Source organism: Acidovorax sp. SUPP1855 (assembly GCF_030158955.1).
GTDB lineage: Bacteria > Pseudomonadota > Gammaproteobacteria > Burkholderiales > Burkholderiaceae_C > Paracidovorax.
This window is the reverse complement of the sequence record NZ_BQXI01000020.1, coordinates 1-18,582: the sequence shown is the minus strand read 5'-3', so window position 1 is coordinate 18,582 and position 18,582 is coordinate 1. Positions and strand designations below refer to the sequence as shown.

Sequence of the window (18,582 nt, the reverse complement as noted above, 5' to 3'; positions counted from 1 at the left end):
CCGTCGGCGGTCAGAACGCCACCTGCAGCGACACGTCCACCGTGCGCGGTGCGCCCAGGTACACCTGCGCGCTGCGCGCTTCGGCCGCATCGATGCGGTCGGTGGCGTTGCGCAGGTGGCCCGAGAGCGTGGCGGTGGGCGAGAGCTTCCACGACAGCCCCAGGTCCAGCAGCGTGTACGAGGGCCAATACTGCGTGTTGGCCGCGTCCGCATAGATGCGCCCCACACGCCGCACGCCCGCCGTGGCCTGCAGCGCGGGCGTGACCGCGTAGCCCAGCCACAGGTTGGCCACGCTCTCGGGCGTGTTGATGGGCGTGCGGCTGGCCAGCGACACGCCGCCCTGCACGAACTGCTCATAGCGGGCGCGGGTGCGCATCGCGTTGGCCTGCAGCTGCCAGCGGTCGGTCAGGCGCAGGCCCACGGCGACCTCTGCGCCGCGCGACGACTGCTCGCCCACCAGCACGGTGAAGGCGGGGTTGTTGGGGTCCTGCGAGGCGATGTTGCGCCGCGTGATCTGGAACGCCGCCACCGTGGCCGTGCCCCGTCCGCCCCAGAAGTCGAACTTGGCGCCTGCTTCCAGCTGCCGGCCCGTGGTGAGCGCGCTGTTGTTGGCCACGTCGGCGAACGAAGCCGTGGACAGCGAGCCCGACGGCGGGTCGCTCGCCGTGGCGTACTGAGCGTACACGTTGGCGCCGGGGGCCACGTCCCACACCACGCCCAGGCGGCCGGTGGTGGGCGTGTAGCTGCGCTCGAACGTGGCGGGGCTGGTGGCGGTGACGGCGCGGCGGTTGGTCAGGTCCAGCGCGATGCGCTCCTGCCGCAGCGCCGTCACCAGGTTCACGCCGGGCACCAGGGCCGTGCGGTTCTCCACGAACACCGCGGTGGTCTGCACGCGGTTGTCGCGGTCGGCGCGAAAGCCGGGGGCCATTCCGGGAATGTCGAAAAACCGCTCGGTCGTGAAGCGGTACGGGTCCACCGTGCTCACCGTGCCGGCCAGGCTGTTGGGAAAGCGCGTCTGCCGGTTCACGCTCACGTCCAGGCCGAAGGCCCAGTCGCTCGGCCGGCCGGCCAGCGTGCCGTGCCAGGTGGCCTCGGTGCGGTTGCCCACCAGTTGCTGGTCGTGCCGCTGCAAATAAGCGCTGCCGCGCGAGACCAGGGTGTTGGCCGCGTTGTACTGGTAGGTCTCCACGTTGCGGTAGTCGCGCAGCGCGTCGTAGGCATAGAGCGTGTTGCGCCATTGCAGGGCGTCGGACACGCGCCACTGCGCCACCGAGCGCAGCCAATGCACGCGGTGGGCGTACATGCCGTCGCTGCTGTTGTAGTTGGCAAAGCGCGTCCCGGGATCGATGCGCAGCGCGCCCACGGCGGGGTTGAGCACCGGCGTGCCCCAGTAGGGGCGGTCCACCGCGTCCTTCTGGTACTCGTACGCCAGCAGGTGCGTGAAGCCGCCGCCCAGGTCGGACAGCAGCGATGCGGCCAGCTGCGTGGACCGGGTCTGCGTGCCCGTGGTCCAGCTGCCGGCATCGCGGTGGTTCACGTCGATGCGCGCGAAGTGGCTCGGCCCTGCGCCGCCGTCCTGCGGCCCCGCGATGCGGCGATTGAGGCCCGCCGAGGCTTCCTTGAGCCCGTACGAGCCCGCGCGCAGCCGGCCTTCCGCGAAGTCGCCGCTGCGGTCGGGCGTCTTGGTGATGTAGTTGAGCGAGCCGCCCACCGCCCCCGCGCCGTACAGGAAGCTCGAGGCGCCGCCGACGGCTTCCACCCGGTCGTAGATCCAGCTGTCCACCGCGCGCGTGGCGCTGCCGTACTGCACCGTGATGCCGTTGTACAGCTGCGTGACCGAGTTGTTGCTGAAGCCGCGGTAGCTGGCCGCCATCGAGCCCGGCGCGTTGTGCGCGGTCACGCCGGGGATCGCCCGCAGGATCTCCTGCGTGTCCTGCGCGCCGCGGGCTTCGATGGCGGCGCGGTCCACCACGGTGACTGAGGCGGGCGTCTCGCGCGGCGTCAGGCCCAGGCGGCTGCCGGTCTCGGCCGGGGTGTCCAGGTTCAGCCGGCCCAGGGGCTCGGCCGGCGTGCCCGAGACGGTCACCGGCGCCAGCGTGGGCACGGACGACAGGGGCGCGTCCTGCGCCGGGGCGGCGGCGGGCCCGAAGCCGGCCAGCGCCGCCAGCATCGCGTGGGCCAGCGGTGAGCGTGCCTTGCGCGGTGTTCGGGCCGAAATCGGCTGCGGCTGCAGTGGTGGCGCGGGCAGGGCGGAGGAAAAAAAGGAAGTCGTGGTCATGGCATCGATCAGCACGCGGATCGCCCGCACCCGGCACGCGCCGCCCGCCGCGCAGTGGCGGCGGTACGGCAGTGCGCCCGGCAGGCCGGATCAGCAAAGGGGATGGGAAATACGTTCGCGCGGGGCGGCAGTCACCCGCCCACGGGCGGATGGCCGCGCTGCGGCGAACGCAGGGAGCCGGCGAGGCTCAGGCGTGCTGAAAGACCGGGGGCCCGCGCGCAGGCAATGGCGCGGCGGTGGCGGCTGCGATGCGCGCCGCCGCAATGGCCTGCATCGCATGCCCGAGCGGCAGCGGCTGCGGCAGGGTTTGCACTGCCACCACCGGGGGCGGCGCGCCGTGGGGAATGCACAGGGGGCAGTCCATGGCCGTCTGCCCCATCTCCACCGGCCCGTCGTCGGTCTGCACATAGACCTTGACCATGCCGGACGTGGAGCAGACCCACTCCATCGCCCGCGCATGCACCAGCGGCGAGGCCGTGGCCACCGCCATCGCCGCCATGAAGCCCATCAACACCCAACGGCGCAGCGCACGCAGGGCGTGCAGCAGGGCGATGGAAGTCGGTTGCTTCATTTTTGATAGCACTATGCCGGGAGGTTGATTGCGCTGGAGGCCTTTTTGACTCAGATCCGCGTTCGTGGAGCAGCGCCATCGGATCGTCGTGGCGGGCCGCCGGATTGTAGGCCGGGGCCCCGGCTGCGAGGTGGGGTCGGCGGCGCGGGTGTTGGCAGGACCGACAATCGGCCTGGCGCCCGTCCGCCTTTCGTCACCCATTCACCATGCATCCATCCGCGCCGTTCGCGTGGGAGGCGTTTTCCATGAACCAGGCCGTCCGTCTCGTCGCGTTCCTCGAAGCTTTCAAGGGCCTGCTCGTCCTGGCCGCCGCCACCGGGCTGCTGTCGCTGGCGCACCGGGACATCTACGCCATCGCGGTGCGGCTCATCGAGCATGCGCACCTCAATCCCGCGGCCAGATACCCGCAGATTTTTCTGGACGCGGCCCGCAACGTGCAGGACTCCCGGCTCATGCTGCTGGCCCTGGGCGCTGCCGCGTATGCCGCGCTGCGGCTGGTGGAGGCATACGGCCTGTTCAAGGAACGCCCCTGGGCCGAGGTGCTGGCGGCGGGCAGCGGGGCGATCTACCTGCCGTTCGAGTTCATCGGCTTCCTGCACCACAGCAATGCGCTGCACGCAGGCATTTTCGTGGTCAACGCGCTGGTGGTGGGGGTGATGGTGCGGGCGCTGCTGCAGCGGCGCGCTGCGCGGCCTGGCAGTGCGCCGCAGGGCCTGCACGGCCGCTGACGCCGATGGCGGGTGGCGGGTGGCGGCGCCGGGGCGGCTACCATGGCCTTTTCCCCCGCGGAGTTCCCATGCGCAAAGCAATGACCGTCCTCGCCGTCGTCGGCACCCTCGCCGCCCTGTACTTTGCGTACCGCTACGGCGTGTATTGAGCACGGACCCAGCGCGCCCATCATCGCCACGGCCGCCTGCGCCGGTGGAACAAACCCATTACAGAGACAACAGGCCATGCCCATGAAACCCACCCGACTCGCCATTGCCGCCGCCCTTTCCCTGGCGGCCCTCGTGCCCCACGCGGGCGCCCAGACCCCTGCCAAAAAGCACGACGATTTCTTCTGGCTCGGCGAGATCAACAAGGCCACCGCCGTCATCAACACCGACGAAGGCCTGCTCGACCCATCGCTGTCACCCCTCGTCTACAAAGGCATCACCCAGGTGCTGGCCAACGGCGACAAGCCGGGTGGCAAGCGGCCCTCATTGGTCATCACCTTCGAGCCGTTGCTGATCGAGGCCGCCGGACCCCAGATCACGCTGCTGCACGCCGGCCGATCGAGCCAGGACATGCTGGCCACCGCGCGGTCCGCCATCCTGCGCGATGAAATGCTCCACCTGGCCGAGGCGCTCAGCCAAACCACCGCCACCCTGATCGAACTCGCCGGCAAGCACCGGGCCACCGTGGTGCCCAACTACACCAACGGCGTGGCCGCCCAGCCCAACAGCTACGGCCACTATCTGCTGGGCATCGCCGCCGGGCTGGAGCGCGACGCCCAGCGCATCCGCGAAGCCTATGCCCGCATGGACCGCTCACCCATGGGCACCACGGTGCTCAACGGCACCAGCTGGCCATTGAACCGCCAGCGCATGGCGGACTACCTGGGCTTTTCCGCCACGGTGGACAACGCGTACGACGCCGCGCAGATCTCCGCCGTGGACCAGCCCGTGGAGGCCGGCGCCATCGTCATGGCCATCGCCCTGCATGCCGGCAGCTTCATCGAAGACGTGATGACCCAATACGCCCAGCCGCGCCCCTGGATCCTGCTGCAGGAAGGCGGCGGCAACACGTATGTCTCCAGCGCCATGCCGCAAAAGCGCAATCCCGGCCTGCTCAACAGCACCCGCCGCGACGCTTCCACCGCGCTCAACCTGGGCATGGGCCCCGCATTGCAGGCGCACAACATCCCCCCCGGCATGAGCGACCCCAAGGAGGTCCGCACCAACGCCGCGATGGTGCAGGCGGCGGCCGGCGTACTGAACAACTGGACGCGCATCCTCAACAACCTGGTGATCGATCCCCAGCGTGCGCTGGAGGAGCTCAACAGCGACTGGACCGCCTCGCAGGAACTGGCCGACGTGCTGATGCGCCAATACAAGCTGCCTTTCCGCGTCGGCCACCATTTCGCCTCGGAGGTCGTGGAATACGCCAAGGCCAAGGACATCCGGCCCCTCGCGTTTCCGTATGCGCAGGCGCAACGCATCTACGCCGAGACGGTGAAGGGAACGGAGTTTGCACAGGTGCTGCCCCTGTCCGAGGCCGAGTTCCGTTCCACGCTCGACCCCGTGGCGATCGTCAGGAACCGCCAGACCGCCGGCGGCCCGCAGCCCGCCGAAATGGACCGCATGCTGCGCGAGGCCTCCCAGCGCGTGGCCGAGCAGGACGGCTGGATCAAGGCCCGGCGCGCGCAGATCGCGGCGTCGCTGGCGCGGCTGGATGCGGATTTCGAGAAGTTGGGCGGGGCCCGCTAGGGTGCTCGCGCTCATCGCTGGTGCCGCGCTCGCTCTGATAGCGAGTGGCGCGATGGCCTCGCCACAGCAGCCCCCTCAGCGGGAGCCAGAGCCAGCGCGCGAAAGCTTCTACCTCGGCACGCTGGATACCGCTGAATGGGGACTGGTCTCGATCTTCGGCCCTGATGGCACAGAGCGGCACGATTGGCCAAGGACCGGCATGGGCAATTCCGGCCCATCGGTGCGGTTGAGCTTTCCAGGTGCCGGGCTTTTCGGCCTGCGCGTGTGCAACGGGTCGACATTCCGATACCGGTGGTGGGCCGAGGATGGCGGCATTCGTGCCGAGCCCGTTTTCCAGACGATGGCTGCGTGCGACGATCAGCCCCTGATGCAGATGGAGGCCTGGGCCCATCGGCAGTTGTCGCAAATTCGCCGATACAGCCTGTACACCGCAGCCGGTGGCACCTTGAGACTCAGGCTGTCTTTTGCCGATGGCAGCCGTTGGGAACTGCAAGGCTTGCCGTGACGAGGCCGGTGCCTGCGGCTTCGACGCATTTCGAAACAGTCGGGGGCAAGGGCCGGGCTATGGTGCGACGGCCGCAGGTGGTTGTGGCTACCATTCCATCCATGCACCAGGAGAAGAAAACCCATGGCACTCGTTCCATGCCCCGAATGCAACCGGCAGATTTCCGATCAGGCGACCGCTTGCCCCGGCTGCGGCCATCCGCAGGCACCCGCCATCAGCAGGCGCTCTGCCTTTGAATCCGGCACCCACGAGGGCCGCCACGCCGGTACCGTGAAAGCCGGCATTGCCGGGATGACCGCCGCCAGCCTGGGCGGCTGGGCCGCGCGGGCGGTGGCGGTGGTGGTGCTCGGCATCGTCGCGGTCGTGGCGATGCTCAGCCGCTGAGACGCGGTATGCGGGCGCTGACCCCGCATGCCTTGAACCGACCGTCCCTGGAAACTCCGACTCGCTGCCATGCGCTGCGTCCCCTCACCGTCGGCGGTCTGCCCCGGGTGATCGAGGGCTGGCTGGCGCAAGCCCCCTAAAAACGCGACTTTCCGCAGATCCAGGGCCGGAACGCTTGTAAGAAACCCGTCAGAAACGCATGATCCCGGGTCTTTTTCGACCTGCTGCCAGTTGATCCATGGTTTTTGCGTTCTCCCCGCCTGTTCCCCCCTTTCTGGATATTCGGAGATGGGCTGCCCGATGGGCCCTCTTCATTGCGCTCGCCGCCCTCTCGCAGGGCGCGTGGGCCATGCAGATCTTCGTGAAAACCGTCTCCGGAAGGACCATCGCTCTGGACGTGGAGCCCAGCGACTCCATTGAGAACGTGAAGGCCAAGATCCAGGACCAGGAAGGCATTGCGCCCGAGCAGCAGCGGCTGATCTTCGCGGGCAAGCAACTGGAAGACGGCCGAACCCTCTCGGACTACAACATCCAGAAGGAATCGACCCTGCATCTGGTGGTGCGCCTACCGAGCGTCGAGGACTCGTTCACCGGCGCTTCGCCCGCCGGCAGTGGGCAGATCACCGCGTCGCTGACCGGCGTGAGCGGTTGCACGTTCGACACCGCGCAGACCGCGTTCGAGGTGCCATCCAGCCGCCCCGCGGGCGCGCAGTTTCCCCAAGGCGTCTTCCGCTTCGTGGCCACCACCTGCGCGGGCAAGGTCACGGTGACGTTAAAGTACCCGCAGGCGCTGGCAGCGGGCAGCCGCTTCATGAAGTACGGCCCACGCACGGCGGGCGCGGCGCAGTCGGAGTGGTTCGAATGGCCGGGCGCCCAGATCAATGGGGACACGGTGACCTTCGACATCGAGGACAACGGCCCCGGCGACGCCGATCCGGCCGTGGGCACGATCTCCGATCCGGGCGGGCCGGCGGTGATCGCCGCGGCGCCGGCGAGTGCCGCCGCCATTCCCACGCTGTCGCACTTCGGCCTGGCGATGCTGACGGCCTTGCTGGGGCTGCTGGCATGGCATCGGCGGCGATCTGCCTGAGTGCAGCGCGAACCTAGTTCAGCGAGAGATTTCGATTCCCACAGACCAATGCAGCCGATAAATCCTGGCTTGACGCGCGGTGGTATGAGCGCGTAAATTGCATGCGTTCGGTATCGCAAAACCGACCGCATGGGAGCAATTCCCTGCATAGCCGATTCGGCACCAGCCTCGGCGTCCGACCCGACCAGTCATTGGCGACGGAAACAGCACCACTGTTTTTGATCGACCATGCTGAAAATTACCACTACCACCCTCCGCAAGCGTGCTTACTTTGCCCAACGGGGCCTCTGCATTTATTGTGAGTTGCCGATCTGGGAGCCGGAATGCCGCAAGAGATTTGCGCAGGCATACGGTCTTCCTGAAGCTCTGCTCGATGTGCTTCGGTCGACAGCCGAGCATTTGGTGGAGCGTCAACGAGGTGGCCTGGATCATCCAGCAAACATTGCGGCTTGCTGCCATTGGTGCAATTGGAAGCGCCATGCCCATCGGCACTTCTGCGCGCCCGACCCGGTTCGTTATCAGTCAGAGGTAAGGCGAGCCATGGCGGCCCGGCTATGGCATCCGGCTGCCAGGAGCATTGAGCGAAATCGGCAGTTACTGTCCTCTGCAGACCTCCGAAACAACGACTGCGGGAGTTTGTTCCAAACTTGCCTTGCTTACCCACCGACTTTGCCCGCAGTTGGCCGAAAAACCGGCAATCTGGATGCATCGATCTACCAGAAATTCAGCCCGGAGAAGTCTGTGGACGGCAAGGCGGTCTACAACATCAGCTGGAACCACAAGAAGGCGCCGCACGGCCATCTGGTGGAGTACGGCTATCTGCAGCGCTACCGCTACGGGCCGGACGGAATGGGCCCGATGGTCCGGCCGGGCATGGATGGCCGAAAGAAGCCCAGCCGCCGGGCGTCGCAGGCCGAGAAGGATGCGTACTACGTCACGCTGCCGACTCCGAAGCAGGTGATCGCATGGCGCTTGAACCCGCTGACCGTGACCAGCTGGATGAGGACGTTTGGGTGATGGAACTCGCGGCGCTGGAAACCATGGCTGAGGTGAGCCGACGGGAGAAGTGAGCAAAGCAGGTATTGCTGCTTTGGTTGCGCGAAAGGGCGGTTCCTAACTTTTGCTCCGCTCCCGGTCTTTCATATCCTGAACAGTCACGTAACGACCGAGCGGCCTGAGAGGGTACGGCTGGCCTGCGGCAGCAAAGTCTTCTTCGATACGCCAGACCATTCTGGTGATCCTGTCCTTCACCGTGTCGAATTCCTTTTGCTCGTTCGGTGTTAGACGTTGCGGATCGGGGTAGTTGGACAGAAGGCTGGATCTGTACTCCTGCAGAGCGATGGCCAACATCAGCTTTTCACGCAAAGCCCCGGGGCCGAGCTCTGGCCCCTGAAACGATTGCTCCAAGCGCGCGATGAGTTCTCGCGTAAGAGACCGGTTGTTCTCCGTCGCCGCCTCATCGAGCCGGTCTCGAAGCTCGAAAGGAATTCTGAAGTTCAGTTGGGGGTCAGTGCGGGCCATGGGCTATTTTCGCATCACGGTGCTTGCGAAGAGCCTGTGCCCGACCGGCTTGCTATGCCCACCGAGGCCCTGCGCCCGGGCGCGACCGTGGACGACTTCGCGCGAGCCGCGATGGCGGCAAACGAGAGGCGGGAGGGTTATGAGGGGCAGCTGCCGACAGCGCTGACCAACTGCCGCGCGCCCATAAAGACCGATCTGCGGAGTGAGTAGCCTCCGCCTCGTCGGGGGCTGGCGGCGGCCTCCTGGCTCCCCCAGAATGGAGGTATTCGACAACGGAGGTCCATCATGATTGGAGACGCTCAGCGTATGCAGTCCGATTATTTCGAAAAACGCTTTGATCATCTCAGATTGATGTCAAGCGAAGCTGAGAAAGCGGCTTGGAATTACCTCCTGGCTATTAACGGCGGAGGGGCTGCAGGGATGCTTGCGTTTATCGGCGCCGTTCCAGGCTATCGACAAATTTGGATGTCTTATTTAATTCTCGCCGTATTTGTGTTGGGGCTGGTTTTTGTTGGCGGGTCACATGTAAATCAGAATATACGCATCAATCGTGCATTAATCGGCTGGAGGTCCGATTGGCTGAGCGTAGCGGAAGGAAAAATCCTTTGGCTGGACATGTTGAAGCGGGACGGTCTTCGTACTGAAAATAGCTTTTTGTCTTGGTTTATTGGATTTTCCGCCTTGGCATGCTTTTTAGTGGGTGTGATACTGGCGGCGATACTTTTTTATTTCCGATCACCCACTATGCCTATTTGACGGAGGGGGGATTCCCCAAATGAATGGTTTTGGTGCAGACAACGGGATACTATCCAAGATCCCGGGCGAGGAAATTTCCGCCGGGCAGCAAGTTGCTCCCACCCGCCGGCAGCGGCCGGCCCCCCACCCTGACCGCCGTCATAGATACTCCTGCCTTCGGCAAGGTGCGGATCACCTACCGCCTGAACCCATCCGCGAATGCGACACCGGCAAGCTTCCCGAGGTGTCCGCCTTCCATATCTGGTACGGGCACGTTAGCATCGGGAACACGCTGACCGCGGCGATGCGGCACGACAGCGAGGCCCCTCATGACCCTGCACCGACAGATCAGGAGATAACGGCTCAGGGGACAGGAGGACCCGTCCAAGCTAATACCTCGTGGCGATTAAAAAAGTTGAACTGCCACACACTGCCACCGTCCTCAAAAATTTGATGCGCATAAGTGAAAGTGCCTCCGTTGAGCGACTTCCGAGGCATGGACCTTAAGGCGTTATCCACAGCGATATAACTATTTGAGGGCTCAAAGACTGACACCCAAGCAGCCAGTCCGAGTGCTTTGCCGGATTCCGAAAAGTAAAGCCCCTTCGTAATGCGAGTAACTGAGCGGCAGTACGAAGCCTGGTCAAATTCAATCGCAATCTGGCGGCCGGTTGGAGTATTAGTTAACCGGCCTTCAAAAATCGTCGTTTGCAATCTCTTATTTTTTTCAAGCGTTGATGCAAGATGGTCAGTGATCTGGTTCGCATTCCGTCCACCATCACCGGTAACGAGCCCAAGCAAGATTTTTAGATTTTCGTCATCACTTGAACCGCCGTTGTTACAACGAAGGCAGGCTTTGATGATGTTCATCTGAAGCGCGGCGCGCTCATTAGCCGAGTACAACTTTGCAGGAGGAAGATGTTCTCGTGTGACATCGCCGTGCATGCCGCAAATGGCGCACTGGCCTAATCGAGGCTTTCTCGGCAAGGTGACTCCCCTGTTAGGGCGCCGACGTCAGGAGATATGCTGACTGACCATTCGGCGACGCGGATGCACTGTCCTATGTCCCCGAAGGGAGGGCGCTGAACGTAAGCCGTTGATTTGTAAGTAAATCAGTGGTCCCCTCGACAGGAATCGAAATCGAGCATTCATGCGGCTTTCAAGCGGTTGTGCGGGGTTTGTGCGATGTTTTGCCGTTTCCTGCCCACGTATGCGCGCACCTCGGTCGTGATCCACAGCCGGTTTCGCGGGGTGCTGGTGGGCGCTTCGGCGGGAAAGCCGGGTAGCTTGACGATTACATCGCGCGCATGGCGCTGAGAACACCGATGCATCTTGGCAATGTCTTCCAAGGTCATTAAATCGTCCATGCTGCCTCCTTAAAGAAAAAGCCCCTGGAACGGGCTGGCGACAAGCTCTCTCCACGCGGAGCCCCTGCGGACCTTGCTGATGAGCGTTCGATCCACGCTGTAGACGGCGGCAAGTTCGTCGCATGTCCCGGTGGATGCCCGAATCTCTCGGGCGATTTCAATCGTCAGCTTCCCTTTGGGTCGGCTTGCTTTCGCGCTTGCTACCGACTTCTTGGCGCGGACGGAAGGGCAGGCATTTGCTTTTCTCGATGCCTCTGCTTTTGTCGTCAGTGCCAAGTGCTCGGGGTTCAGGCAACTTATGCAATCGCAAGTGACGGTGATGTTTCGGCCAGCGGGAATAGGACCGTGCGCCAGCTCATAGACCAGCCTTCGGGCGCTGCGGTTGTTGAATTTCGGATGCCCCGCTGATTTGCTGAGTCCGCCCTGCCACAGCAGGCAGTCGCCGTCCTCAATGCAGCGGGCGTGCAGTTGTTCTAGGGTTGCCATAAAAAAAGCCCGCACTAGGCGGGCTGTGGTGGTGGTTCGTCTGGCTGCTCATCGCGCCAGCGGTCGCGCTTGTTGCCGCGCTCGCGGCTACGTCTGCTCGCCATGGGTTGCTCCGGTGATTCCGTAGTGCTGCTCAACGACCGAGCAGACCCGCTCTGCCAGTCCGATGTCGTTGCCAAGCGTGCAGCCAGTTGATCGGTGATAGGCCTCGCGCAACTGCTGGCGAGTAAGCGGCACCAGTGCCGGCACCTGTGGTGCAGCCTGGGCGCGGGCTTGCCATGCCTCCCAAGCGGCTTGGACGTGGTACTCGCGGTACTGCCCCGGCCACAAATAGCGATGGTGGTCGGGCCATCGCGACATGCTGAACTCGTAGGGGCCCGCCGAGAAGACAGCCTCGAACTGCTCGCGCTCGGTCGGGCAGGGCGCCAGTGTGGTTTCAGCGGTCATTGCTGGGGCTCCTTCGCTCGCTTGTGGATATCCTCTGGTGTATCAATCGCTGATTGACGCCGGCTCAGGCCTCGCCCGACGACAAGCGGCGTGATCAACAGACTTTTGCCTGGGGGAAGATTGCGGACAGCCTCGATGTCGCTGGCATGACGACGTAGCGCTACGCCCATATCGACTTGTCGCTTTTGCTCCGGTGAAAACCGTTGTTGATCCAAGCCGTTCAAGCGCCACAATTGATCAGGGTCAGCTATGTCCGCGAGTTCATAGAGGTATTCGGGGGTCACGCTGCACCTCCCTCTGCCAGCCCCTTGGCGCAACTGCATGCCGGAGTTCTTGGTGCGCTGAGATCGTTGCGCGCGCAGTTTTTTGCGTGCTCCGTGGGCTTGGCTGGCGCCCCTTCCTGGCCCTTGGCGGCCATGGCTGCGTCGTGCGATGGCCCGAGCAGCGCGTCTGGGTTGCCGCCGAAGTAGCGCACCACCTGCCGCCATGCGTCATCCAGCGAACGCCGGTGCACATTGCCCATAGGCCGCTCCTTCACTTCCGACTCCCAGCGATGAACTGCCCAGGCCAAACCGTTCGCTTGATGCGCATCCTGCTCCCGCCGTGCTGTCGGTGGTTGTGTGGCGGCAAGGCGGTGAAACGCGAAGGCGCCGTCAAGAAACGCACCAGCGAACTTTCGCGCCATGTTTTGGCAATCCAGCTCCCGCCCGACATAGAGCTGTTGGTTGCCATCCCCAGCAACTACGGCGTGCCGGTGGAACATGCTCTCGTGCGACGGGACAACCTTGTACCGCGCCAGCGTCATGGCATCCATCTGCTCATGCGGATAATCTGGCTGCGCGCCCATTGGTGCAGCAGCCCGCAATGCCTCGATCGCCGGCACGCAATCCGTGAGGATGTTGGCCCCGGGCGCCAGGCCTAGCGCAGTTCCGACGCGTTGCAATGCCGCGTGGTATTCGCGCGCCCCTGCGGCTTCTGGTGCATCAGGGGCGGCGACTCTGACCATAAGCTCGTCCGCAAAGTGCTGAGCTGCTTCGTAGTCGATCAGGCCTCGCTTCGTGCTATTGAGCAGCAGAGCGAGTCGGGCCACACTGAGCCGCCACGGCGTCATCTCGGCCACACCGATCCAGTTTGCGAACCGGGCTTCTGCTTTTTCCGGCAGTTCAACATTGAAGCCTTTGTTCGGCACCGCTCCTGGCTGTTGTACTGACGACACGGCCCCACGGGCGCGCAGTGCGATGGCGGCGTCTGCGTAGGCTCGCATGTCGTCATCGTCGTATCCGAGCACCTTTGCATTGAGGGTGGGCGGGTCGGGCATCTCCAGCTTGGCGCGGTGTTCGCGGCCGAGGCGGGCGTTGCACTCGTCTGTCGTCTCCAACGGCCTGCGGGCGAATTGGCAGCCGAGGACGAGGCGGCCGAAGGCCGTGGTCTCATGCCGGCCAAATCCCCGCGCCTGCACTGCGCCCAACTCTGCCAAGCGCTTCATTCGTTCCTTGGGCACATCGTGGCCATCGGCTTCGCTGTCCTCCGAACACTCGCTGAAACGCTCCAGCGCGGCCAGGTCATCCGGATTGAGCCACCCATCAGCCAGCGCTGCATTGGGCTGGGGGGCTGTGTAAAGGGGCTCTGACTTCAGATATGACGGGGGAGGCTCTTCCTCGAACCATTGCCCCAGCTCAGGCTCATCTGGGTCGCTGACCCGGTAAACCACTGGCTCACCCCGCGCCGCGAGCGCATCAACGACTGCCTGGCGTGCGCCTGCAGTCGTCACGTTGAATTCCGCCGCTCCATTGACATGCCGAGATTCGGCGTACGCGTCGATCAGCTCCATCAGGTCTTTTGTGTCAGCCATGTAGGCTCCAGAAATGAAGAAGCCCGCACATGGCGGGCTTGGGGTTGGGTGGGCGGGGTTACAGAACCAGATGAGCGCCGCGATAGCTGAGCGGGTCGCTGAAAGGTATGTCGTCGTACATATCTTCGAAGCCAGACGATGCGCGCGGCGCGGGTGCTGGCGCCGGCCGCTGCTGCTGTCGTGGAGCTGGCGCCGGCGCATGCCCGCCGCCGTCTCCCTGCTTGCCGCCCAACATCTGCAGGCTGTCCGCACGAATTTCGGTGCTGTACTTCTCGACGCCGGCCTGGTCGGTCCACTTGCGGGTGCGCAGGCTGCCTTCCACATAGACCTGCGAGCCCTTGCGCAGGTACTGGGCGACGATTTCGGCCAGGCGGCCGTTGAACACCACGCGGTGCCACTCGGTGGCTTCCTTGTTCTCGCCGGTGTTCTTGTCGCGCCAGCGGTCGGTGGTGGCGATGGCGACGTTGGCGACCTGGTCGCCGCTGGGGAAGGTGCGCATTTCGGGATCGCGCCCGAGATTGCCCACGATGATGACTTTGTTGACGGATGCCATATTTGCCTTTCTAAATTCCTGCCAGCCAGCCCGGCAGGTGTTGAGTTATGCGGTTTGCAGGTGCGGCGCCTTCTCCGCCGTTTTGATCGCGGATCGAGTGGCCGGATTGAGCAGAGACCAGAGCGCCACCTTTTGTTCGCTGTCGAGCGCTTTGTCATGGATCGCCTTAACGGCGGATGCCGGCTGCTTGTCGAGCACATGCGCGGTCACTTCGTCTGCCAAGTCGCGGATGGATTGCTGCACGTCTTCGGGCAAGGCGGAAAGTGCATCTGCAGGCATCGGTCGGTGTTTGGGCGCCGGCGTCTGACGTTCTTGTTCTGCGTAGCCCGACTCCATAGGCAACTTGGCCCACAGCTCGTAGGCCAGACCGAAAGTTAGCGCTGCAGCCATGCAGACTCCGCGACGATGCGTGTCGGTGATGTCCCGTGCAGTGATGCGCTCAATCGGGATTGCGGCGTTGCGTGTGTCCATGATGGCCTGCGGAACCGGGGGTGTTACAACATCCCCGTTGCGGAAGCGGATCATCAGGTACGCACCAACCGGAGCCTGGTGCAGCACGTATCCATCCGGGGCCACCATCAGCTCAGGTAGCCAGCCTGGGGCATGCTCCCGGAGCATGTGCATGGTGCGGCTCCAGTTGATATAGCTCGCACTGAACTTGCCTGTGCCAATGTTTTCCACCAGATCCGAGGTGGCGACTCCAGCAAGGTTCGGAAGGTCGGTTTTGTTCATTATCAAAACGCCTGGGCGTCCTCTTCTTTGTTGATAGGTTGCGGTGCAGGCTTGCTTTCCTGCTGCTCCTTGTCGTATTCGATCTGTGCGCAGGCCATGGCTTCGTCCTGCGACTCTTGCAGCATTGGGTGTGTCATGGGATGAATGGTTGTTGCAGCCACGCAAATAACATGGCTGTCGCAGCAGACGTTGCGAATAGCCAGGCCAGCAGGCAAAGAAAAAGGGCGCGATGTGCGCCCTTGGTGGGATGGTGGGGAGGGGTCATGGCTTATTGCCGGTGGCCTTCTTGATCGCAGCTCGCCCTTTCTTTGCGGCAGGATCACTTTCCCAATTTGCCAGTCGCATGCATTCGACCAACATCTCACAAGCCTTCAAAAGCTTTGGCGCAGCGGCGATCAGCCGGGCGTTGGCTTCCAGCTCCGCGCGTGACGTGTGGGCATCCTGTACGTGTGCACAAAATCGATTGAAGCCGTCATCCCCCAAGGCATAGACGAATGTAGGATCGCTGTCGGCTGTCATCCACGGCCCGGGTGTGTGTTTGGTCATGGCTTCACCCCCGCAACCACATCAACAGACTCCCGCACGCATTCGATGGTTTTGTCGTTGATCCACACCGGCGTATCCGCACCGCACACCCAGCGCCCAGCGGCTTCCCGTGATTGCAGCGCGGCAGAGTCCTGGCGGTCGGCCTCTTTCTCGTCCAGGTGCCAGCCCAAAAAGAAAGCGGCCATGATGGCCGCCAGAAGGACGAATGTGCCCGTGTTGGGCTTACTGTTGTTCATGATGCTCCCCTCTGCCGTGGTGGCATGGTGATGTTTGCTCGTGCGCTTGATGCAGCGCGGTCCATATCCCCGCCTTCGTTCTTGACGTCCAGCAGATCGCCGTTCTCGAAGATCACATAGTCCGGCTTGCGAGACTTGATCCAGCGGTACAGTTCAAGCTCTTCGGCCCACCATGGGGCCTGAGCGCGCAGAGCTTCGAACTTCTGCTCGCGGATCTCAGCATTGCGCTTTTGAGCCGCCTCCAGTTGTTGGGCTTCGGTCATGGTCGCTCCACGTTGATTGCATACACCCGCACTGGGTCGGGGCCGAAGTGCGGATGCGTAATGGTTTTGATGGTGTAGCCACGCCACGGCCGGATAAGGCGCCGGTCATGGTCGTCGCGTGCTGGATATCCAAGTGTCAGCACGATGCGGTCAAACTGATTGAAATTGTCGGCCAACCGCTTGTTCCAGTAAGGCGTGCACAACCTGTACTCCTCTGTCTTCTCCCCATTTTTAATCTGGTGGAAATACACCTTTTTGAGAGGAAGGACCAGGTCTGTCATGGCTTGACCTTTCCTGCTGCAGTGGGAGGGGCGGGAGGTTCAGGACGGTGCATGTAGTGGGTAATCTCCTCGTCCTCCACTGTTTCACGCGGTCTGGTGCCCATGTAGGTGGCGTAAACCTGTTTCCCGGGGAACTTGCTTCCGTATTTCCTGCCGAACACGATCAGGTGATCGCAGGCAGGTGGGAATTTTTCCTCCACGCTGATCCACCCATCCCCGCCGCCGCCCCGGTGGAGATCAGCGTAGGCGCGCATCTGGTCAGCGGTGTACGCCCCCTGTGCGAGGACCACAGGTCGCCCAGAGTGATGCCACCCGGGCTCTGGCAGCGGCGCATATTCGTTGGCGGACGGCCGTGCGTAGGGTGGGGCAACTGGTAAGCAGTACTTACAGGTTGGAGGCACGATCGCACAGGCGTCCGGGGCTGCGGTGGCGTCTGCGAACGGATCAAACCAGTGGGTCAGGAACTCGATCTGCCGTCCCGCCTCGTCAAGAGCAACCCATTCTTTCCCATACTGGATGGGAGTGGAAAACCAGACGTGAGACATGCGGCCCATGCGGTCACGGGCTTTGATGTTGTTGGTGACAAGGACGCGGCTCACCGTCTTCACCTTCGGGTCATCCAGGGCGGCCGCAAATGGGGGCTTTTGATCTCTGAAGGACACCCAGCGGCCATTCAGTGGATAGCTCTCTGCTCCTACCTGGGGCGGCGCCACTGCGCTGAGCCTTGAAGCAATCGCCATAAGACGATCACGATGCCCGCGAATCTCCGGGACTGGCGAGTCTGAGTAGTGATCTGCGAGAGAAATGAGGTACTGCTCGTCCGTCATGTCGTAGCTCCCTGCCGATTTTGTTTGGTTTGAGCCTGCAGCTTTGTCGCGCACTCAGCGCACACATGGCAGGCGTGGAATTTGAGCGAGCCCGCAGCAGGCTTTTTCAGATCGCATGCAATGCAGTCGATTGCATCTGCACGTAGATCGGCAAGCGTCATGCGTGCGGGTCGGCCCTTGTCGGGGCTGCGGGTCATTCCGGCTCCTCCGGGTGGTCTGGATCTCTCGGATCAGGATGAGCCATCAGCCTGCGCTGGTAGCTCGCTTCCCGCAGTGCGTCGAGCAACTCTTCGTTGTCCATCTTTTCGCTGTCGATCAGCAGGGCTGGGTCGATGGGCCAGCAGCGGTGCGTGTTCGTGGTGATGGGCACGGCAGTCATCGGGCGCTGCCTTCGTGGCCCTTGGCGGCCATGGCGCGCAACTCGGCGTTCACGTTCTCACGCCAGTTTTCGCGGTCCGCGAGGTAGTGGTTCAGCATGAAGTGGATGGCGGCGGCCTGTTCGTCTTCAGCTTTGGTGTTGATATCCCGCCCGCCCAGCCGAAGTGCCTGCACGATATGCATGCACTGAAAGCAGATGAAGCCCAGGATGAAGCGGACGTCGTCGGTCAGTTCGATGGACAGCACCGCCCCTGGCTGCGCTGCCGGTGGTTGTGGTGCGGCGGCGTTCTCTGGAGCAATAGCGCGCCCCGCTTCAAATGCAGCCTCAGCCAACATCCACTTATCGGCTCTCAGCACGGCTTGCCTGCCTTCTGGAAGAGCAGCGAACCAATCGTTAAGGCAGAGATATTTCTTGGATTGCATGCTTGCTCCAGGCGTAAAAAAACCTGCTCGCGGCAGGTTGGTTATTCAGTCACGCCAAAATTAGCGGCGATCAGTTGGCAGAAAATTCGGTATTGGCTGAGGTATTCGGCGTTGTCCGCATGTGTTTCCTCAATCGAAGTTGAGAATTCTTTTACAGTCCCTGAGAAGCAGCCGCAGGAAACGCGGACGCCGATCTCTTTGTCGCGATATGCGGTCGTGAACCTGCCGCTGCTTTTCGCTGGACCCACAAGCAACCAATCGGTTCGATTTTCGACCCACGCATCGCCGGAGACCTGCGCATTGCCGTAGACCTGCGTATTGCCGGAGACCTGCGCATTGCCGTAGACCTTCGCATCGCCGTAGACCCACGCATTGCCGGAGACCCACGCATAGCCGGAGACCCACGCATAGCCGTAGACCTGCGCATTGCCGGAGACCTGCGCATCGCCGTAGACCCACGCATCGCCGTAGACCCACGCATCGCCGTAGACCCACGCATCGCCGTAGACCTGCGCATTGCCGGAGACCTGCGCATCGCCGTAGACCTGCGCATTGCCGGAGACCTGCGCATTGCCGGAGACCTGCGCATTGCCGGAGACCTTCGCATCGCCGTAGACCCACGCATTGCCGGAGACCCAC

Annotated in this window: 28 protein-coding genes; 7 read left to right on the top strand and 21 right to left on the bottom strand. The window is 63.3% G+C overall.

Features of this window, described 5'->3' with window-relative positions; genetic code table 11:
- Positions 1-10: 10 nt before the first annotated feature.
- Together AVMA1855_RS17045 and AVMA1855_RS17040 are read right to left on the bottom strand one after the other, a co-directional pair.
- The gene (locus tag AVMA1855_RS17045; RefSeq protein ID WP_502870344.1) at positions 11-2,278 is read right to left on the bottom strand and encodes a TonB-dependent receptor; all 2,268 of its coding nucleotides are present in this window, start codon (positions 2,276-2,278) and stop codon (positions 11-13) included.
- Between the two features lie 187 nt (positions 2,279-2,465).
- Positions 2,466-2,849 (bottom strand): DUF2946 family protein, encoded by a 384-nt coding sequence (locus AVMA1855_RS17040; RefSeq protein WP_284393284.1) that lies wholly within the window; start codon positions 2,847-2,849, stop codon positions 2,466-2,468.
- A gap of 245 nt (positions 2,850-3,094) precedes the next feature.
- Here AVMA1855_RS17040 and AVMA1855_RS17035 point away from each other — a divergent pair, with 245 nt between their 5' ends.
- The 6 genes from AVMA1855_RS17035 (at position 3,095) to AVMA1855_RS17010 (ending at position 8,313) form a co-directional block, all read left to right on the top strand.
- Positions 3,095-3,577, top strand: a complete 483-nt coding sequence (locus tag AVMA1855_RS17035; protein ID WP_284426618.1) for a DUF2127 domain-containing protein — start codon at positions 3,095-3,097, stop codon at positions 3,575-3,577.
- A gap of 225 nt (positions 3,578-3,802) precedes the next feature.
- Positions 3,803-5,317: a lyase family protein gene (locus AVMA1855_RS17030; RefSeq protein ID WP_284426617.1), complete on the top strand. Its 1,515-nt coding sequence runs from the start codon at positions 3,803-3,805 to the stop codon at positions 5,315-5,317.
- A gap of 52 nt (positions 5,318-5,369) precedes the next feature.
- Positions 5,370-5,822 carry an META domain-containing protein gene (locus tag AVMA1855_RS17025; protein WP_284426616.1) on the top strand — a complete coding sequence of 151 codons (453 nt, stop codon included), beginning with the start codon at positions 5,370-5,372 and terminating at the stop codon, positions 5,820-5,822.
- 123 nt (positions 5,823-5,945) lie between these two features.
- Positions 5,946-6,206: a hypothetical protein gene (locus tag AVMA1855_RS17020; RefSeq protein WP_284405358.1), complete on the top strand. Its 261-nt coding sequence runs from the start codon at positions 5,946-5,948 to the stop codon at positions 6,204-6,206.
- A 361-nt stretch (positions 6,207-6,567) separates the two neighbouring features.
- A complete protein-coding gene (locus tag AVMA1855_RS17015) occupies positions 6,568-7,296 on the top strand; it encodes an IPTL-CTERM sorting domain-containing protein (protein WP_284426615.1) in 729 nt (242 codons plus the stop codon).
- 228 nt (positions 7,297-7,524) lie between these two features.
- Complete coding sequence (locus AVMA1855_RS17010) at positions 7,525-8,313, top strand: HK97 gp10 family phage protein (protein WP_284426614.1); 789 nt, start codon at positions 7,525-7,527, stop codon at positions 8,311-8,313.
- Between the two features lie 96 nt (positions 8,314-8,409).
- Here the strand turns inward: AVMA1855_RS17010 and AVMA1855_RS17005 are convergent, their stop codons facing one another.
- A complete protein-coding gene (locus AVMA1855_RS17005; RefSeq protein WP_284426613.1) occupies positions 8,410-8,817 on the bottom strand; it encodes an Arc family DNA-binding protein in 408 nt (135 codons plus the stop codon).
- Positions 8,818-9,102: 285 nt separating this feature from the next.
- On the opposite strand from AVMA1855_RS17005, the gene AVMA1855_RS16995 reads away from it, so the two are divergent.
- Positions 9,103-9,573 carry a hypothetical protein gene (locus tag AVMA1855_RS16995; protein WP_284426611.1) on the top strand — a complete coding sequence of 157 codons (471 nt, stop codon included), beginning with the start codon at positions 9,103-9,105 and terminating at the stop codon, positions 9,571-9,573.
- Positions 9,574-9,915: 342 nt separating this feature from the next.
- Here AVMA1855_RS16995 and AVMA1855_RS16990 read toward each other — a convergent pair whose 3' ends face one another.
- The 18 genes from AVMA1855_RS16990 to AVMA1855_RS16905 all read right to left on the bottom strand — a co-directional run.
- On the bottom strand, positions 9,916-10,422 hold the full coding sequence (locus AVMA1855_RS16990; RefSeq protein ID WP_284426610.1) for a hypothetical protein: 507 nt from the start codon (positions 10,420-10,422) through the stop codon (positions 9,916-9,918).
- Between the two features lie 278 nt (positions 10,423-10,700).
- Complete coding sequence (locus AVMA1855_RS16985) at positions 10,701-10,919, bottom strand: hypothetical protein (RefSeq protein WP_284426609.1); 219 nt, start codon at positions 10,917-10,919, stop codon at positions 10,701-10,703.
- Between the two features lie 9 nt (positions 10,920-10,928).
- Complete coding sequence (locus AVMA1855_RS16980) at positions 10,929-11,405, bottom strand: HNH endonuclease (RefSeq protein ID WP_284426608.1); 477 nt, start codon at positions 11,403-11,405, stop codon at positions 10,929-10,931.
- 87 nt (positions 11,406-11,492) lie between these two features.
- Positions 11,493-11,852 (bottom strand): phiTE_015 family protein, encoded by a 360-nt coding sequence (locus AVMA1855_RS16975; protein ID WP_284426607.1) that lies wholly within the window; start codon positions 11,850-11,852, stop codon positions 11,493-11,495.
- The gene (locus AVMA1855_RS16970; protein ID WP_284426606.1) at positions 11,849-12,136 is read right to left on the bottom strand and encodes a hypothetical protein; all 288 of its coding nucleotides are present in this window, start codon (positions 12,134-12,136) and stop codon (positions 11,849-11,851) included. Before AVMA1855_RS16970 ends, AVMA1855_RS16975 begins: the two co-directional genes overlap by 4 nt.
- Positions 12,133-13,704: a hypothetical protein gene (locus AVMA1855_RS16965; RefSeq protein WP_284426605.1), complete on the bottom strand. Its 1,572-nt coding sequence runs from the start codon at positions 13,702-13,704 to the stop codon at positions 12,133-12,135. Before AVMA1855_RS16965 ends, AVMA1855_RS16970 begins: the two co-directional genes overlap by 4 nt.
- Before the next feature lie 58 nt (positions 13,705-13,762).
- The gene (ssb, locus tag AVMA1855_RS16960; protein WP_284426604.1) at positions 13,763-14,257 is read right to left on the bottom strand and encodes a single-stranded DNA-binding protein; all 495 of its coding nucleotides are present in this window, start codon (positions 14,255-14,257) and stop codon (positions 13,763-13,765) included.
- Positions 14,258-14,302: 45 nt separating this feature from the next.
- Positions 14,303-14,989, bottom strand: a complete 687-nt coding sequence (locus tag AVMA1855_RS16955; RefSeq protein WP_284426603.1) for a hypothetical protein — start codon at positions 14,987-14,989, stop codon at positions 14,303-14,305.
- Between the two features lie 2 nt (positions 14,990-14,991).
- Positions 14,992-15,126: a hypothetical protein gene (locus AVMA1855_RS16950; RefSeq protein ID WP_284426602.1), complete on the bottom strand. Its 135-nt coding sequence runs from the start codon at positions 15,124-15,126 to the stop codon at positions 14,992-14,994.
- A gap of 124 nt (positions 15,127-15,250) precedes the next feature.
- Complete coding sequence (locus AVMA1855_RS16945; RefSeq protein ID WP_284426601.1) at positions 15,251-15,535, bottom strand: XkdD/Y8K6 family phage-associated protein; 285 nt, start codon at positions 15,533-15,535, stop codon at positions 15,251-15,253.
- Complete coding sequence (locus tag AVMA1855_RS16940; protein ID WP_284426600.1) at positions 15,532-15,771, bottom strand: hypothetical protein; 240 nt, start codon at positions 15,769-15,771, stop codon at positions 15,532-15,534. Before AVMA1855_RS16940 ends, AVMA1855_RS16945 begins: the two co-directional genes overlap by 4 nt.
- Positions 15,768-16,034: a hypothetical protein gene (locus AVMA1855_RS16935; RefSeq protein WP_284426599.1), complete on the bottom strand. Its 267-nt coding sequence runs from the start codon at positions 16,032-16,034 to the stop codon at positions 15,768-15,770. The genes AVMA1855_RS16940 and AVMA1855_RS16935 overlap by 4 nt, the downstream gene beginning before the upstream one ends.
- A complete protein-coding gene (locus tag AVMA1855_RS16930; protein WP_284426598.1) occupies positions 16,031-16,315 on the bottom strand; it encodes an ASCH domain-containing protein in 285 nt (94 codons plus the stop codon). Before AVMA1855_RS16930 ends, AVMA1855_RS16935 begins: the two co-directional genes overlap by 4 nt.
- The gene (locus AVMA1855_RS16925; protein ID WP_284426597.1) at positions 16,312-17,142 is read right to left on the bottom strand and encodes a DUF551 domain-containing protein; all 831 of its coding nucleotides are present in this window, start codon (positions 17,140-17,142) and stop codon (positions 16,312-16,314) included. The genes AVMA1855_RS16930 and AVMA1855_RS16925 overlap by 4 nt, the downstream gene beginning before the upstream one ends.
- Entirely contained in the window at positions 17,139-17,339 is a 201-nt protein-coding gene (locus tag AVMA1855_RS16920; RefSeq protein WP_284426596.1) for a hypothetical protein, read from the bottom strand. The genes AVMA1855_RS16925 and AVMA1855_RS16920 overlap by 4 nt, the downstream gene beginning before the upstream one ends.
- Positions 17,336-17,521: a hypothetical protein gene (locus tag AVMA1855_RS16915; RefSeq protein WP_284426595.1), complete on the bottom strand. Its 186-nt coding sequence runs from the start codon at positions 17,519-17,521 to the stop codon at positions 17,336-17,338. Before AVMA1855_RS16915 ends, AVMA1855_RS16920 begins: the two co-directional genes overlap by 4 nt.
- Complete coding sequence (locus AVMA1855_RS16910) at positions 17,518-17,943, bottom strand: hypothetical protein (RefSeq protein ID WP_284426594.1); 426 nt, start codon at positions 17,941-17,943, stop codon at positions 17,518-17,520. The genes AVMA1855_RS16915 and AVMA1855_RS16910 overlap by 4 nt, the downstream gene beginning before the upstream one ends.
- 41 nt (positions 17,944-17,984) lie before the next feature.
- Positions 17,985-18,582: LbetaH domain-containing protein (locus tag AVMA1855_RS16905; RefSeq protein ID WP_284426593.1), on the bottom strand; the 598-nt coding region annotated here is incomplete at its 5' end.